Annotated in this window: 15 protein-coding genes and 1 tRNA gene; 12 read left to right on the top strand and 4 right to left on the bottom strand. The window is 74.9% G+C overall.

Translation table 11 applies throughout. The features are described from left to right. Positions 1 to 155 precede the first annotated feature (155 nt). The 9 genes from ABZ495_RS06965 to ABZ495_RS06925 all read left to right on the top strand — a co-directional run bounded on the left by ABZ495_RS06965 (position 156) and on the right by ABZ495_RS06925 (position 7,465). Positions 156 to 229, top strand: a tRNA-Met gene (locus ABZ495_RS06965). A gap of 172 nt (positions 230 to 401) precedes the next feature. Next, the gene (locus ABZ495_RS06960) at positions 402 to 1,070 is read left to right on the top strand and encodes a hypothetical protein (protein ID WP_359834814.1); all 669 of its coding nucleotides are present in this window, start codon (positions 402 to 404) and stop codon (positions 1,068 to 1,070) included. A gap of 76 nt (positions 1,071 to 1,146) precedes the next feature. Beyond that, positions 1,147 to 2,352 (top strand): sensor histidine kinase, encoded by a 1,206-nt coding sequence (locus ABZ495_RS06955; protein WP_359834812.1) that lies wholly within the window; start codon positions 1,147 to 1,149, stop codon positions 2,350 to 2,352. Continuing rightward, complete coding sequence (locus ABZ495_RS06950) at positions 2,349 to 3,038, top strand: response regulator transcription factor (RefSeq protein ID WP_329488160.1); 690 nt, start codon at positions 2,349 to 2,351, stop codon at positions 3,036 to 3,038. The genes ABZ495_RS06955 and ABZ495_RS06950 overlap by 4 nt, the downstream gene beginning before the upstream one ends. Positions 3,039 to 3,170: 132 nt before the next feature. Then, complete coding sequence (locus ABZ495_RS06945) at positions 3,171 to 3,779, top strand: hypothetical protein (RefSeq protein WP_359834811.1); 609 nt, start codon at positions 3,171 to 3,173, stop codon at positions 3,777 to 3,779. Between the two features lie 97 nt (positions 3,780 to 3,876). Further along, the gene (locus tag ABZ495_RS06940; RefSeq protein ID WP_329488158.1) at positions 3,877 to 4,617 is read left to right on the top strand and encodes a Sir2 family NAD-dependent protein deacetylase; all 741 of its coding nucleotides are present in this window, start codon (positions 3,877 to 3,879) and stop codon (positions 4,615 to 4,617) included. Between the two features lie 69 nt (positions 4,618 to 4,686). Then, positions 4,687 to 5,901, top strand: a complete 1,215-nt coding sequence (locus tag ABZ495_RS06935; RefSeq protein ID WP_329488156.1) for a cytochrome P450 — start codon at positions 4,687 to 4,689, stop codon at positions 5,899 to 5,901. A gap of 9 nt (positions 5,902 to 5,910) precedes the next feature. Then, positions 5,911 to 6,063, top strand: a complete 153-nt coding sequence (locus tag ABZ495_RS06930) for a hypothetical protein (RefSeq protein ID WP_359803458.1) — start codon at positions 5,911 to 5,913, stop codon at positions 6,061 to 6,063. Between the two features lie 58 nt (positions 6,064 to 6,121). Further along, positions 6,122 to 7,465 carry a serpin family protein gene (locus ABZ495_RS06925; RefSeq protein ID WP_359834809.1) on the top strand — a complete coding sequence of 448 codons (1,344 nt, stop codon included), beginning with the start codon at positions 6,122 to 6,124 and terminating at the stop codon, positions 7,463 to 7,465. A gap of 48 nt (positions 7,466 to 7,513) precedes the next feature. Here the strand turns inward: ABZ495_RS06925 and ABZ495_RS06920 are convergent, their stop codons facing one another. From ABZ495_RS06920 to ABZ495_RS06905, 4 genes are all read right to left on the bottom strand, one after another. Next, positions 7,514 to 8,620 carry an ADP-ribosylglycohydrolase family protein gene (locus tag ABZ495_RS06920; protein ID WP_359803462.1) on the bottom strand — a complete coding sequence of 369 codons (1,107 nt, stop codon included), beginning with the start codon at positions 8,618 to 8,620 and terminating at the stop codon, positions 7,514 to 7,516. A 99-nt stretch (positions 8,621 to 8,719) separates the two neighbouring features. Continuing rightward, positions 8,720 to 10,033, bottom strand: coding sequence for a DUF2786 domain-containing protein (locus tag ABZ495_RS06915; protein ID WP_359803464.1), 1,314 nt, complete (start codon positions 10,031 to 10,033; stop codon positions 8,720 to 8,722). 121 nt (positions 10,034 to 10,154) lie between these two features. Continuing rightward, positions 10,155 to 11,801, bottom strand: a complete 1,647-nt coding sequence (locus ABZ495_RS06910; protein WP_359834807.1) for a transporter — start codon at positions 11,799 to 11,801, stop codon at positions 10,155 to 10,157. Further along, the gene (locus tag ABZ495_RS06905) at positions 11,798 to 12,601 is read right to left on the bottom strand and encodes an ABC transporter ATP-binding protein (protein ID WP_359834805.1); all 804 of its coding nucleotides are present in this window, start codon (positions 12,599 to 12,601) and stop codon (positions 11,798 to 11,800) included. The genes ABZ495_RS06910 and ABZ495_RS06905 overlap by 4 nt, the downstream gene beginning before the upstream one ends. A gap of 239 nt (positions 12,602 to 12,840) precedes the next feature. Here ABZ495_RS06905 and ABZ495_RS06900 point away from each other — a divergent pair, with 239 nt between their 5' ends. The 3 genes from ABZ495_RS06900 (at position 12,841) to rpsG (ending at position 14,765) form a co-directional block, all read left to right on the top strand. Then, on the top strand, positions 12,841 to 13,431 hold the full coding sequence (locus ABZ495_RS06900) for a DUF1707 and DUF4190 domain-containing protein (protein ID WP_329488149.1): 591 nt from the start codon (positions 12,841 to 12,843) through the stop codon (positions 13,429 to 13,431). 489 nt (positions 13,432 to 13,920) lie between these two features. Next, positions 13,921 to 14,292, top strand: a complete 372-nt coding sequence (gene rpsL, locus ABZ495_RS06895) for a 30S ribosomal protein S12 (RefSeq protein WP_014144289.1) — start codon at positions 13,921 to 13,923, stop codon at positions 14,290 to 14,292. A gap of 2 nt (positions 14,293 to 14,294) precedes the next feature. Beyond that, positions 14,295 to 14,765 (top strand): 30S ribosomal protein S7, encoded by a 471-nt coding sequence (gene rpsG, locus ABZ495_RS06890; protein WP_148644378.1) that lies wholly within the window; start codon positions 14,295 to 14,297, stop codon positions 14,763 to 14,765. Positions 14,766 to 14,777: the final 12 nt, after the last annotated feature.

Here is a 14,777-nt window from a genome sequence, read left to right as displayed (position 1 = left end):
CGCCCGGCGGCGTTTCCCGGGGCCTTCCCGGGGGCCGGCGGGATCGGAGAGGACGCGGCGGGGGCTCCGCACCGGCTCCGCGGGGCCGTTGGCGGGGGCGAATATCAAACCGATTAGGTTCCCCGGACGAAGTCGCGTAGAGTCGTGTTTACCGACGCGGGGTGGAGCAGCTCGGTAGCTCGCTGGGCTCATAACCCAGAGGTCGCAGGTTCAAATCCTGTCCCCGCTACACAGTGAAGGGCCCGGAGGCATTCAGCCTCCGGGCCCTTCGGCGTTCCCGGGTCGCCCGCCTCCCTCGCGCGGGGGAGCCGGGGGAACCGCTCGGGAGGGCGAGGCGCCGGCCGGGGGCGGCGGGAGAGGCTGGGCGGCGTCGGAACGGCGGACGTGGAGGGGAGCCGGCGATGAAGCGGGTACTGGGTGCGATGGCGGTCACCGGGGCGGTGCTGGCCGGGGTGTCGGGCTGTCTGCGGGGCGACGAGCAGCGGCGGGACGTCGGCTACGGCGTGGACGGGCCGGTGCGGGACCTGGTGGTCGAGGGGCGCACCGGCGGGGTCACGATCCGCGGCGGCGGGGAGGCGGTGCGGGTCACCGAGCACCAGAACTACCGGGGCGCGGCGCCGACGAGCAGCCACGAGGTCCGGGACGGCACCCTGACGCTGCGCTACGACTGCGACAACTGCGGGGTCGGGTACGAGGTGGACGTGCCGGCCGGCACCCGGGTGCGGGTCGGCACGGAGACCGGCGGGGTGCGGCTGACCGGGCTGGCCGCCGAGGTGGAGGTGAAGGCCGGCACCGGCGGTGTGGAGGCGAGCGGACTGACCTCGCCGGTGGTGCGGCTGAGCACCGGGACGGGCGGGATCGAGGCCTCCTTCGCGGGGAGCCCGACCACCGTGGAGGCCCGGGCGCGGACGGGCGGGGTCCGGGTCCGGGTGCCGGCGGGGCAGGCGTACGCGGTGGACGCGAGCGCCGGGACGGGCGACGTCTCGGTGGAGGTGCCCCGCGCGGCGGGGGCGGCGCGCAGCATCACGGCGCGGGCCGAGACCGGCGGCGTGACGGTCGGCGGTGCCTGACGGGCCGGTGCCCACGGTGCTGCCGGTAGGGCATGATCTTCTCCGCGGGGGCGGGGTCCCCGGGTACGGGGGGTACGTGGACGAGGACCGGTTCGCGCCGGGGCGGGCCTGGCGGGCGCGGTTCGCCGGGGTGAGCCCCTACGTGCTGGACACCCTGCTGGCCGTCGGATCGGCCGGGGTCTCGTTCTGGGCGGTGTACCACGACGACGTCACCCGGCCCTGGTGGGTCTATCTGCTGGCGCTCGGCACCGCGCTTCCGCTGCCCTGGCGGCGGCGGGCCCCGCTCGCCGTGATGGCCGTCAGCGGCGGGGTGTCGGCGGTGCTCTCGGTGGTGGCGCACCCGGTGATGCCGCAGCTGCCGCTGTACGCGGTGATCACCGTGTACACGGTGGCCGAGCGCGCGCCGGACCGGCAGCGCTGGGCGGTGCTGGCCGTGGTGGTGGCGGCCAACGTGGTGGGGACCCACTCGCTCAACGGCATGCTGTTCTCGCTGCTGACCTCGGTCGGTGCCTTCGTCTTCGGCTCGCTGGTGCGCGAACTGCGCCGGCTGGCGCAGGTGGAGGCGGAGCGGGCCCGGGAGGCCGGTCGGCGGGCGGCCAGCGACGCGGCGCGCGCGGTGGCGCAGGAGCGCGGCCGGATCGCCCGGGAGATGCACGACATCCTGGCGCACGCCGTGTCGCTGATGGTGATCCAGGCGGAGGCCGGCCCGCTGGTGGTGCACAAGGACCCGGAGCGGGCGATCAGGACCTTCGACACCATCGCCGACTCCGGCCGGGACGCCATGGTGCAGCTGCGGCGGGTGCTCGGGGTGCTGAAGGAGGACGGCGCGGCTCCGGAGCTGGCGCCGCAGCCGCGGCTGGCCGAGCTCGCGGGCCTGGTCGAGCGGGTCCGCGGGGCGGGACTGCGGGTGGAGCTGGAGCTGGACCCGGAAGGCTCGCCGGGCCCGCTGCCCGCGGACGTGGAGGCGGCCGCCTACCGGATCGTGCAGGAGGCGCTGACCAACACGGTCAAGCACGCCGGGGCGGACCGGGCGGCCGTGCGGGTGGTCCGCTCGGGCGGGGTGCTGGAGGTCGTGGTGTCCGACAACGGGCGCGGGGTGCGCCGGCCGGCGGACCGTGCGGCGGACTGGTCCGGCGGGCGCGGGCTGGTCGGCATCCGGGAGCGGGCCGCGGCCTGCGGCGGGCGGGCCGAGGCCGGGCCGGGACCGGAGGGGAACGGCTTCCTGGTGAGTGCCAGGCTGCCGCTGGGCGAGGGTGCGTCGAGGGAGAGGGTGGGCCGGTGAAGCCGATCCGGGTGGTCGTCGCGGACGACCAGGAGCTGGTGCGGGCCGGGTTCGGGATGATCCTGGACGCACAGCCGGACATCGAGGTGGTCGCGGAGGCGCGCGACGGCGCCGAGGCGGTCGAGGCGGTGCGCGAGCACGGCCCGGACGTCCTGCTGCTGGACGTCCGGATGCCGGTGATGGACGGCCTGGAGGCGGCCCGCCGGGTCTGCGCGGACCACCCGGAGACCAAGGTGATCATGCTGACCACCTTCGACATCGACGACTACGTCTTCGACGCGCTCTACGCCGGGGCGAGCGGGTTCCTGCTCAAGGACGTCCGCCGGGACGACCTGGCGCACGGCGTGCGGATGGTGGCCTCGGGCGAGGCGCTGCTGGCGCCGTCGGTGACCCGCCGGCTGATCGGCGAGTTCGCCGCCCGCCGGCCGGGCGGGGCCAGGCCGCCCGCGCAGGGCGTCCGGGCGCCGTCCCGGCTGCTGGAGCAGCTGACGCTGCGGGAGCGGGAGACGCTGCGGCTGCTGGCCCGGGGGCTCTCCAACGCGGAGATCGCCGCCGAGCTGGTGGTCAGCGAGCACACCGTGAAGACGCACGTCAGCAATGTGCTGAGCAAGCTGGGGCTGCGGGACCGGGTGCACGCGGTGGTGTTCGCGTACGAGGCGGGAGCGGTCGTCGCGGGGGAGGGCTGACGGCGCCCCGGCCCGGGGGAGTCCCCCGCGCGGGGGAGCCGGCGGGATCGCCGGTGCGGGTGATCCGCGACGAGGGGCCCGGCGGACAGCATCCGGAGTGTCGGAAACGCACTCGCGGAGCGGAGAACACCCATGACCGTCACCAGGCTCGACCGCCTCACCCCGATCGCCGCCGTCGGCGCCCCCGTCCTGATGGCGCTGTACGGCGGTGTCCGGCTGCTGGAGGGCTCCCGGGAGCCCGGCCCCGGCTGGACGGTGGGCCACGCCCTGATGCTGGCGGGGCTGCTGCTGTTCGGTCCGCTGCTCGCCGCGCTGCGCGGGCTGCTCGTGCCGCGCCGTCCGGCCGGCCGGATCGCCGCGAACGCGGCCACGGCGGTGGCCTTCGCGGGACTGGCGGCCTCGGTGGTCCAGATCGGGATCGACCTGTACGTGGGGGCGGTCGCCGTGGACAAGGCCGACCAGCACCGGCTGTTCGACGGCATCCAGAGCAGGCCGGGCGTGCTGCCGGCCTTCTACTCGGTCGGTCCGCTGCTGTTCTACGTCGGCCTGCTGGCGCTGCTGGTCGCCGCCTCGGCCGGGGCGACCCGGGCGCTGCGGTGGTGGAGCCCGGTGCTGGTGCTGGTCGGGACGGCGATGACGGCCGCCGACCTGGCGCTGATCCCGCCGGCCGCCGCGCTCTACCTGGCGGCGCTGGCGCCGCTGGCGGGGTTCGGCGGGGTGCGCCGCCCGGTCGCGGCCTGAGCGGGCGGGCCGTTCGCACGGGGGTGGGGCGGCCGGCCCGCCGTGCCCGGGGAATTCCGGTGGCGGCGCGCGGCGGCGGGCCCGTAACGTCCCGGGCATGACCGCCAAGCGCCCGCTGATCGCCGTTCTCACCGGCGCCGGCGTCTCCACCGACTCCGGCATCCCCGACTACCGCGGCCCGAACGGCCTCTGGCAGCGCGATCCGCGGGCCCAGGAACTCGTCACCATCGGCCCCTACCTGGCCGATCCGGACGTCCGCCGCCGGGCCTGGCTGCTGCGCCGGGACACCGGCGCACTGGCCGCCGAGCCGAACGCCGGCCACCTCGCGCTGGTCGAGCTGGAGCGCAGCGGTCTGCCGGTGCGGGTGCTCACCCAGAACGTGGACGGCCTGCACCAGCGGGCCGGGCTGCCCGCCCGCAAGGTGCTCGAACTGCACGGCACCGCGCGGGAGGTGGAGTGCGTGCGCTGCCACGTCGTCGGCCCGACGGCCGAGGCGCTGGAACGCGTCGCCGCCGGTGAGCCGGACCCGGCCTGCCGGGCGTGCGGCGGGGTGCTCAAGCCCCGCACGGTGATGTTCGGCGAGGCGCTGGACCCGGTGGTGCTCCAGCGGGCCGACGCCGTGGCCCGGGCCTGCGACCTGTTCGTCGCCGTCGGGACCAGCCTCCAGGTGTACCCGGTGGCCGCCCTCCCGCAGATCGCGCTGGAGTCCGGTGCCCGGCTGGTCGTCGTCAACGGCGAGCCCACGCCGTTCGACGAGGCGGCGGACGAGGTGATCCGGGAGCCGATCTCCACCGCGCTCCCGGCCCTGGTCCGCCGGCTGGTGGCCGAGCAGGCCTAGTGGACCGGACCGGCCGCCTGCGTACGATGATCACCCCGGCTCCCCCTCACGGCCAGGAGTGATCGACCGATGACGACGACGGCGAAGTTCGACCCCTGGTCGGCGGCGTTCGTGGCCCACCCCTACGACGCGTACACCGAGCTGCGCGAGCACGCCCCGGTGACGTACTACGAGCCGACCGGACAGTGGCTGGTGTCCCGCCACGAGGACGTCAGCGCGCTGCTGCGGGACCGGCGGCTGGGGCGGACGTACACCCACCGCTTCACCCACGAGGAGTTCGGCCGGCCCGCGCCCGACCCGGCGCACGAGCCGTTCCACACCCTCAACGACCACGGGCTGCTCGACCTGGAGGCGCCGGACCACACCCGGATCCGGCGGCTGGTCTCCAAGGCCTTCACCCCGCGCATGGTCGAGGGGCTGCGCCCGACCGTCCGGCGGCTCGCCGCGGAGCTCGTGGACGGGCTGCTCGCGGCCGGCGGCGGCGACCTGGTCGCCGCCGTCGCCGAGCCGCTGCCGGTCGCGGTGATCGCCGAGATGCTGGGCGTACCGGAGGGCGACCGGCACCTGCTGCGGCCGTGGTCGGCCGACATCACCGGCATGTTCGAGCTCAACCCGACCGAGGAGGCCGCCCGCCGGGCCGTCACCGCGAGCACCGAGTTCTCGGACTACCTGCGCGCCCTGATCCGCGAGCGCCGGACCGAGCCCGGCGGCGACCTGATCAGCGCGCTGATCCAGGCCCAGGAGGGCGCCGACGCGCTCAGCGAGCAGGAGATGGTCTCCACCTGCGTGCTGCTGCTGAACGCCGGCCACGAGGCGACCGTCAACACCACCGGCAACGGCTGGTGGGCGCTGTTCCGCAACCCCGGTGAACTCGCCCGGCTGCGCGGGTCGGTGGACGAGCTGCTCCCCACCGCGGTCGAGGAACTGATGCGCTGGGACACGCCGCTCCAGATGTTCGAACGCTGGGTGCTGGAGGACATCGAGGTCCGCGGCGTCACCGTCCCGCGCGGCTCCGAGGTCGCGCTGCTCTTCGGCTCCGCCAACCGGGACCCGGCCCGGTTCGCCGACCCGGACCGGCTCGACCTCGGCCGTGCCGACAACCCGCACGTCACCTTCGGCGCCGGAATCCACTTCTGTCTCGGCGCCCCGCTCGCCAGACTGGAGCTCACCGAGTCCTACGGCGCACTGCTGCGCCGGGCGCCCGGCCTGCGGCTGGTCCGCGAGCCGCGGTGGCGCCCGGGCTACGTGATCCGGGGGCTGGAGGAACTGCTGGTCGAGATCTGAGGGGGAGCCGTGGACAAGGCGACCGGAACACTGCTGGGCCTGGCGCTCGGCGACGCCCTGGGGCGGATGACCGAATTCCGCACGATCGAGCTGATCGCCGCCCACGACCCCGACTGGCTGCTGCCCGACGACCCGGTGGCCGCCGTGCGCCGGGCCGCCTGAGGGCGAGGGAGCCGGTCGGGCGGGGGAACCGGTCCGGCGGGCGCCGCGTCGAACCGCCATGACGAGTCGCACGCGCAGCACCCGCAGTCGCACCCGCCGCCGCCCGGCGGCCCCGCTCCTCGCCCCGGTCCTCGTCGCCGCGCTCGCCGCACCGCTGCTCACCGGCTGCGGCAGCACCGGCGTCGCGGACCAGGTCGTCCGGGCCCCCGCACCCACCTCCGCCCCGCCGACCGACCCGGCTCAGGTCGCGGCGACCGCCGCCGCCACCAACGCCTTCGGCCTGGACCTGCTGCACACCCTCACCGCCACGCCCGACGGGACCGGCCGCAACCTCGTGCTCTCGCCGTCCGGCCTGGCCACCGTGCTCGCCATGGTGCTGCCCGGTGCCCGCGGCGCCACCGCCGACGAGCTCGCCAAGGCCCTGCACACCGGGCTCACCCCGCAGCAGTACGCCCTCGCCACCGGCGCCCTGAACCGGACCGGCCCGCCCACCGACGGCCTGACCCTGCGCCAGGCGGACGACCTCTGGGTCCAGCAGGGCTTCCCGCTCGACCAGGGCTACCTGGCCACCCTCGCCGCCGCCTTCGGCACCGGCGTGCACACCGCCGACTTCCGCAAGGACCCGGAGAGCGCCCGCAGGACCGTCAACGCGACGGTGGAGAAGGCGACCGAGGGCCGGATCAAGGACCTCTTCGCCGAGCGGACGATCAACCAGGACACCCGCCTGGCGCTCACCGACGCGCTCTACCTGAAGGCGAGGTGGGCCACCCCGTTCAAGGCCTCGCAGACCTCCGACCGGCCGTTCCACCGGCCGGACGGCTCGACCCCGTCCGTCGCCACGATGGCCCGGACCGGCACCCTGCGCTACGCCGACGGCTCCGGCGGGATCCTCGGCCAGCCCTGGCAGGCCGTCGAACTGCCCTACGCGGGCGGCGGGATGGCGATGGACCTGCTGGTGCCCGCCCAGGGCGGGTTCGAGGCCTTCCGCAAGGGCCTGGACCAGGCCCAGCTCACGATGATCCTCGACTCGCTCACCGAGCGCTCGGTCGACCTCACCCTGCCGCGCTTCCTCTTCGAGACCGCCAACGAGCTGACGCCGACCCTGCGGGCGCTCGGGGTCGCCGCGGCCTTCGACGCCGCGGACCTCGGCGGCATTCCCGGACCGGGGACGGACGAGCGGCTGAAGGTCGGCACGGTGGTGCAGAAGGCCACCGTGCAGGTGGACGAGGACGGCACGGTGGCCGCCGCCGGAAGCGGCGTCGGGATCGAGGCGGCGGCCGGGGCGGTCCCCAAGAGGGCCGAGGAACTGCACATCGACCGGCCGTTCCTGTTCCTGATCAGGGACACCACGACCGGCCGCCCGCTCTTCCTCGGCCAGGTCACCGACCCGCAGGCCGGGTGACCGGCGCCGCCGGGGCCGTGCGGCGGCCCGCCCCGGCGGCCCGCCCGGTCACCAGGCCGGGTAGCGCCCGTCCAGGGCCGGGTGGGTCGGCTCGCGGCTGCCGAACAGCACCAGCAGGTCGTCCGCCACCCGCAGCAGCGTCTCCGTGCCCTCGACCGCCTCGGTCCAGGCCGTCGGCAGGGCCGCCGCGCCGTACGCCGCGCCCACCAGGTTGCCGCAGACCGCGCCGGTGGAGTCGCTGTCCCCGGAGTGGTTCACCGACAGCAGCAGCGCGGTCCTGGCCGGGTCCGGCCCGGACGCGGCGGCCAGCAGGCAGTACACCGCGATCGCCAGGCACTCCTCGGCGATCCAGCCGAGCCCGACCCGCTCCACCGCCTCCGCCGAGGGCTCGGCCTCCTCGGCCACCCGCACCGCCCGGTGCAGCGCCAGGACGGTCTCCTTGGAGCCCGGCCAGTCCCGGGTCTGCTCGACGACCTGCCCGACCGCCGTCCACGGCTCGACCCCGTCCACCAGCCGCTCGACCAGCGACGCGAACGCGCCCGCCGCCAGGTAGCCGGTCGGGTGCCCGTGGGTGAGCTGTGCGCACTGCGCGGCCAGCCCGAAGGACTGCTCGACGCCCAGCCGGGCCAGCCCGAACGGCGCCGAGCGCATCACCGTGCCGCACCCCTTGGAGTGCGCGTTGATCGGCCCCGGCTGCCCGAACGGCGCCGGTGCCCGGAACTCCGGGTGGTACGACACCCCGCTCAGACAGGCGTTGCCCGGCGCCCGCCGCGCGTACAGGAACGGCTGCCGCAGCAGCCAGCCGTCGTACGGGCGGGGGAGCGGGCCCTGGTCCGGAGCGCCCTGCTGCTGCGTCAGCAGCCAGCGCCGGTAGGCGCCGTGGACGGCCTCCGGCACCGATCCGCCGCCGCCCGACCAGCCCCGGACGAAGCCGCGGATCAGCCCCTCGGCGGTGAACAGCGTCATCTGGGTGTCGTCGGTGACCTCGGCGATCCGGCCGCCACCGGGCAGCCCGGTCACCCCGGCCCGGCCGTACTGCTCCCGGATCTGCTGCAGCTGCTGGAACTCCACCGGCCAGCCCAGGGCGTCGCCGACGCCCCCGCCGAGCAGCGCCCCGCGTACCCGGTCGGCATACCCCGACTCCGTCACCGCCACCGTCGCTCCCCCTTGCTCCCGGGGCCCGCCCGGCCGGTCGGGCCGAGGCCGGACCGGCCGGACCGGCCCTGCCGACGTCCGTTCTATCAGGCCCGACCGCTACCGCCGGATCTCCCCGGCCCGGCCGTGCAGGGCGGCCCGGTCGGCCGCCGCCCGGCCCGCCACCCAGCCCTCGCCGTCGCTCACCCGGACCCGCTGCGAGACCAGCTTCGGGAACATCCGCCCGACCTGCTGGTCGACCGCCTCGGTCCGGGCCGCCAGCGCCGGCAGCAGCCGCTCGTCCGGCACCAGCTGCTCCTCGGTGCCGTCCTCGCGCAGGTGCCGGCCGGCCGCCGCGTCGCTGGTGGCCTGCTCGGTCGCGGCGGTCAGCCGCTCACGGATCCGCGCCGCGTACGCGACCAGGAAGGAGTGCCGGAACGCCTTGGTGCGGGAGGCGCCGTCCAGGTGCTGGCGCGAACCGGCCTTGTTCATCGCGTGCGTCGCCTGCACCAGCAGCGAGGTGTAGAGCAGCTCGACGCCGTCCAGGTCGCCGTCGAAGCCGATGATGGTGCAGAAGCCGAACTCCTTCGCCCAGACCACCCGGCACCGGTTCGCCGCCGCCACCGCGTCCAGCAGCATCGTCTTCGGGACCTCGTAGGGGTTGTCCACGCCGATCCGCAGCGCCGCCGGGGCGTCGCGGTCCTCGCCGCCGACCGCCAGCAGCGCGTCGTCGATGCTGTGCTGGGCCATCAGCTGCTGGGCCTTGGCGGTCAGCGCCTCGGCCTCCTCCGGGTACTCGGTCGACTCGGCCTTCGCCAGCAGCGCCCGGATCCGGGACAGCATCCGCGGCTCGCCCGGCACCGGGCCCGCGGCCCGCCGCTCCGTCCGGGGGGCCTGCCCGCCCGGCCCGGGAGCCGGGCCGACCGGGGCGATCGGGGGCAGCCGGCCCCAGCTGCGCAACAGCTCCAGCACGTGGGTGGCCAGCGCGAACCGGTCCAGCCGGTGGCGGTCGGCGAAGGCACCCAGATACGCCTCGTCGCCCGGCCACCACACCGCGGTCTCCAGCTCGCGCAGCTGCTCCTGCCAGCGCCGGTCGGTGGTGGCCGCCGGGTGGCGGCGGTTCTCGGCGGCGATGAGGTCCACCGCGAGGGCCAGGTGCACCGGCTTCAGCTCCCGCCGCACCACCCGGGCCAGGTCGGCCGGCCGCCAGCCCGCCGACCAGCAGCGCCCGACCGCCGTGTCCGCGTACCCGAGCAGTGCCCGGCTCACCGCCGGCCACTGGGCGGGGGAGGCGGCCAGCAGCGAGGCGCCGGTGTCCAGGGCGAGGTCCAGCCCCTCGTCCGGTGCGGTCAGCACCGCTCGCACCGCCTGCTCCAGTAGCGGTCCGGCGCTCCCGTCCGCCCCGGTCCCGCCCTGCTGCCTGCGCTTGCCCACGGTGTCGCCTGCTCTCGTCGTGCCCGTCCCGCGGTCGGGGCGGCCTCCGCCCATGATGCCGGAGCGCCCGGCCCCGAGGACGGGGACCGGGCGCTCACGGGGGTGCCCGACGGGCTGGCCGTCAGCGTTCGACGGCCTTGGCCAGGATCTCCGGGGCACGCTCCAGCAGGCGGCCGGCGGCCAGCCGGATGCCGAGGAAGGCGACCAGCGCGCCGTACAGCGGGCCGAGCGCCAGCACCGGCCAGGCCGGGCCGTCGGAGAGCAGTGCCCAGCCGAGGTAGCCGGAGACCGGCAGGCTGAGCAGCGCGGCGCCGAACATCGAGCCGAAGCTGTTGAGCATCACCAGCCCGCCCTGGCCGGGGGCGGCGTTGCGCATCGGGTTGTTGTCGGACGGCATGGTGTACGGGGCCAGCACGCTGAGCACCGCGCCGATCGCGATGCCGCAGCCGAGCAGGCCGAGCGCCAGGCCGAACGCCGGCGCCAGACCGGCCCAGTCACCGGTGACGGCGGCCAGCAGCAGCGCCAGCACCAGGGTGACCGGCACCGCGTAGGAGAGGATCGCGAACGCCCGCCCGCGCAGCTCCTCGCGGGCGTCGGCGGGGGTCAGCAGGGTCGCGGCGACCATCCAGAACGCCGAGCCGTCCATGCCGAACAGGTTGAGCATCTGCAGACCGAGGAACATCCCGGTGGCGGCCACCAGGTAGACGGTCGACCAGCCCTGGACCACCGAGAGCACGCAGATCACCACCGTCATCCCGATGCTGGTGAAGACGGCGGCCTTGGCGCGCGGCTCCCGCCAGGCGTAGCGCAGGTGGCGCTGCATCACCGCGCCGGTCCGGCCGGCGGGCAGGAAGCCCCAGCCGCGCGAGGCCTGCACGCCGCGCGCCACCTCCAGGGTGGAGGCGTCGGCGGTGACCATCAGTTGCTGGAGGCTGGCCCGCCACCAGCGCAGCAGCAGGGCCAGCACGACGGCCGTGGAGGCCAGCTGGAGCAGCGCCAGCCCGTACCGCCCCTCACCGGCGGTGCGTCCGGCGTCCGCCGCGCCGACCGGCGGCACCCAGCGCAGCACCGAGGCGATCGGTGCCAGCGGGCTGAGGTCGAGGCCGCCCTTCCCCGGCTTGCCGAAGACGCTCTGCGAACCGACGTTGGCGACCTGGATCAGCAGCGCGAAGAGCAGACCGCCGAAGATCGCGAAGTCCTTGCCGCGCCGGCTGGAGAGCAGCCGGGCGTTGCCCGCCGCGACCGCGCGGGAGAGCGTCACCAGGGTGAGCACCGTCAGCGGGACGCCGACCACCGCGGCCGCCGCCGAGGCGGCGCCGTCCGCGCCGGACAGCGCCGCGCCGGTGACCAGCACCAGGGCGACCAGCGGGCCGGGCCCGAGCAGCGCGGCCAGCGCCGAGCCGCGCAGCAGCGGGCCGGGGCGCAGCGGCAGCATGGTGAGCCGGGTCGGGTCGGCGCTCTCGTCGCTGGCGAAGAGGAACAGCGGCAGCGCGGCCCAGCTGATGGTGAGGGCGCCGACCAGCATCACGCCCGCGTCGCCGGCGCCGGCGTGCCCGTTCAGCAGGGCCAGCAGGAACGCGATCAGCGAGGCGAACAGCAGGCCGGCCACCGTGCCGACGACGTAGAGCACGGCGCGTCCGCGGCTGCGCCGCAGGCCGTTGCGGAGCAGTCGCAGCTTGAGCGACACCAGGGTGCGGACGACCACGCGCCCGTCGGGCACGGTCGCGCGGGCGGTGCGGACCCCGGTGTCGGCGCGGGTGGAGCTCACCGCTCGCCCCCGAGCCAGCCGAGGGCCTGGCCGTCGTCCTCGCGGACGCCGATCAGGTCCAGGAACGCCTCGTGCAGGCTGCGGTCGCCGCGCACGGTGTCCAGCGGGCCCTGGGCGATCACCCGGCCGGCGTTGACCACGGCGACCCAGTCGCAGAGCTGCTCGACGAGTTCCATGACATGGCTGGAGAAGATGACGGTGGAGCCGGCCGCGGCGTAGCGCTTGAGCACGCCGCGGATGGTCTGGGCGGAGACCGGGTCGACGCCCTCGAAGGGCTCGTCCAGGAAGAGCACGTCGGGGTTGTGCAGCAGCGCGGCGGCCAGGCCGATCTTCTTGCGCATCCCGGTGGAGTAGTCGGCGACCAGCTTGTCGGCGTCACCGGCGAGGTCCAGGACGGCCAGCAGCTCCTCGGCGCGGCGGTCCACCTCGGCCCCGGGCAGGCCGCGCAGCCGGCCGTTGTACTGCAGCAGTTCGCGGCCGCTGAGCCGTTCGAACATCCGCAGGCCCTCGGGCAGGATGCCGATCCGGGCCTTGGCGGTGACCGGGTCGGCCCAGACGTCGGCGCCGTGCACCAGGACGGTGCCCTGGTCGGGCCGGAGCAGGCCGGTGACCATGGAGAGCGTGGTGGTCTTGCCGGCGCCGTTCGGGCCGACCAGCCCGATGAACGCGCCGGCCGGCAGCTCCAGGCTCAGTCCGGCGACCGCCGCCTGGCTGCCGAAGTGCTTCCACAGCCCCTGGATGCTGACGGCGGCGGGGACCGGGGACGCGGGGACCGGGGACGGCGGTGCTGACGCCTGCATGGCGGCCTTCTCTGCTGGGAAACGGGTGAATGTCCAGGCCAGCCTGCCATCGCCCGGGGCCGGCTGTCGTCCGGATCGATGATCTTGGGCTGGGCTGGGCCGAACGGGTGAGTGTGAGGCGCCCCTCGGGGGCCGCCGAGGCAGGTCGCGGAAAGTGGCAACTACTCAGGCCCCCTGTTCGTCCTGCACTATGAAGGCCAGTGAGCGCGCACGGCGCGCCGGGGTGTCGGAGGTGGCGGATGGCCGTTCAACCGTGGGGCGAGCAGGGCCCCGGGTACGGAGGACGGCCGCCCCAGGTACCGGCCAAGCCGTACGCGCAACCGCAGCCGTACGCCCAGTCCTACGCGCAGCCGGCGCCGATGCCGCAGTCGGCGATGCGGGCGGCCCACACCGACCGGGACCGCACCGTCGACGTGCTGAAGGCCGCGTACGCCGAGGGCCGGCTCTCCGCCGACGAGTACGGCCAGCGCTTCGACGCGGCGAGCGCCGCGCAGACGTACGGCGAGCTGGCCCGGCTGGTGGCCGATCTGCCCTCCGGCCCGATGGTGACGCCGATGCCGCCGATGACGGCGGTCGGCCAGCCGGTGCCGCAGACCTTCCTGCTGCCGCCCCCGCCGGTGCCGACCCGCCCGACCAACAGCACGGCCGTGGCGTCGATGGTGCTCGGCCTGATGGGGCTCGGGCTGCCGGCCGTGATCACCGGGCACATCGCCAAGGCCCAGATCCGGGAGCGCAACGAGGAGGGCGACACCATGGCCACGGTCGGCCTGGTCTTCGGCTACCTGGCCAGCGCCGTCTACACCCTGCTGATGCTGGCCCTGATCGCCTGATCGCCTGATCGCCTGAGCATCTGAGTGCCTGAGCGTCTGAGTGCCTGACCGGCCGATCGCCCTCGCCCGCCCGGCCCCCCGGCCGGTGCCCGCCCCGGTGGCGGCGCCCGCCGGGGTGTGGTAGAGCGGCAGAAGAGCGGTTCGTCACCGGGAAGTCGTGCCCGCGACACCCCGGCGCCGCCCGGCCACCGCCGCGACCTGCGGCGTTGCATTTGTTTTGACCGAGCCCGATGCGCTAGGTACGCTCTGACCTTGTGCCTGGGGTGTCCCCGGGTCCTTGTGCGTGCATGCACACCGGCCGCCGCGCCGAGCCGGAGCGCCTCCCAGCGCTCCGCGCGTTGAGCGCCGTCGCTGTACATCAGCTCATGGGATTCCGTGTCGGAATAAGCCCAACACACCCGACCGCGTGGGTCGACCACGGGGTCGTGTGCGATGGAGACACCGCAGGTTAGTTTTACCAAGCCTTGGCACACAGAAAACGGAGAAACGGTGCCTACGATCCAGCAGCTGGTCCGAAAGGGCCGGCAGGACAAGGTCGAGAAGAACAAGACTCCCGCGCTGAAGGGCTCGCCCCAGCGTCGCGGCGTCTGCACGCGTGTGTACACGACCACCCCGAAGAAGCCGAACTCGGCGCTTCGTAAGGTCGCCCGTGTGCGCCTCACCAGCGGGATCGAGGTCACCGCTTACATCCCGGGCGAGGGCCACAACCTGCAGGAGCACTCCATCGTGCTGGTGCGCGGTGGTCGTGTGAAGGACCTTCCTGGTGTCCGCTACAAGATCATCCGCGGTTCGCTCGACACCCAGGGTGTCAAGAACCGCAAGCAGGCTCGCAGCCGCTACGGCGCCAAGAAGGAGAAGTAAGAATGCCTCGTAAGGGCCCCGCCCCGAAGCGCCCGGTCATCATCGACCCGGTTTACGGCTCCCCGGTCGTCACCCAGCTGGTCAACAAGATCCTGCTGCACGGCAAGCGCTCCACCGCCGAGCGGATCGTCTACGGCGCCCTTGAGGGCGTCCGCGAGAAGACCGGCTCCGACCCCGTCGTGGCGCTGAAGCGCGCGCTGGAGAACGTCAAGCCGGCTCTTGAGGTCAAGTCCCGCCGTGTCGGTGGCGCGACCTACCAGGTTCCGGTCGAGGTCCGTCCGGGCCGCGCCAGCACCCTGGCGCTGCGCTGGATGGTCGGTTACTCCCGCGCCCGTCGCGAGAAGACCATGACCGAGCGCCTGATGAACGAGATCCTCGACGCCAGCAACGGCCTGGGCGCTTCCGTGAAGCGTCGCGAGGACACCCACAAGATGGCCGAGTCCAACAAGGCCTTCGCGCACTACCGCTGGTAGTCCGAACCCCGT

The sequence above is a fragment of the Kitasatospora sp. NPDC005748 genome (assembly GCF_040630735.1).
In the GTDB taxonomy this organism is placed as follows: Bacteria; Actinomycetota; Actinomycetes; order Streptomycetales; family Streptomycetaceae; genus Kitasatospora.
Note: the sequence above shows the minus strand (reverse complement) of the source record. Positions and strands in the feature narration are given on the sequence as shown.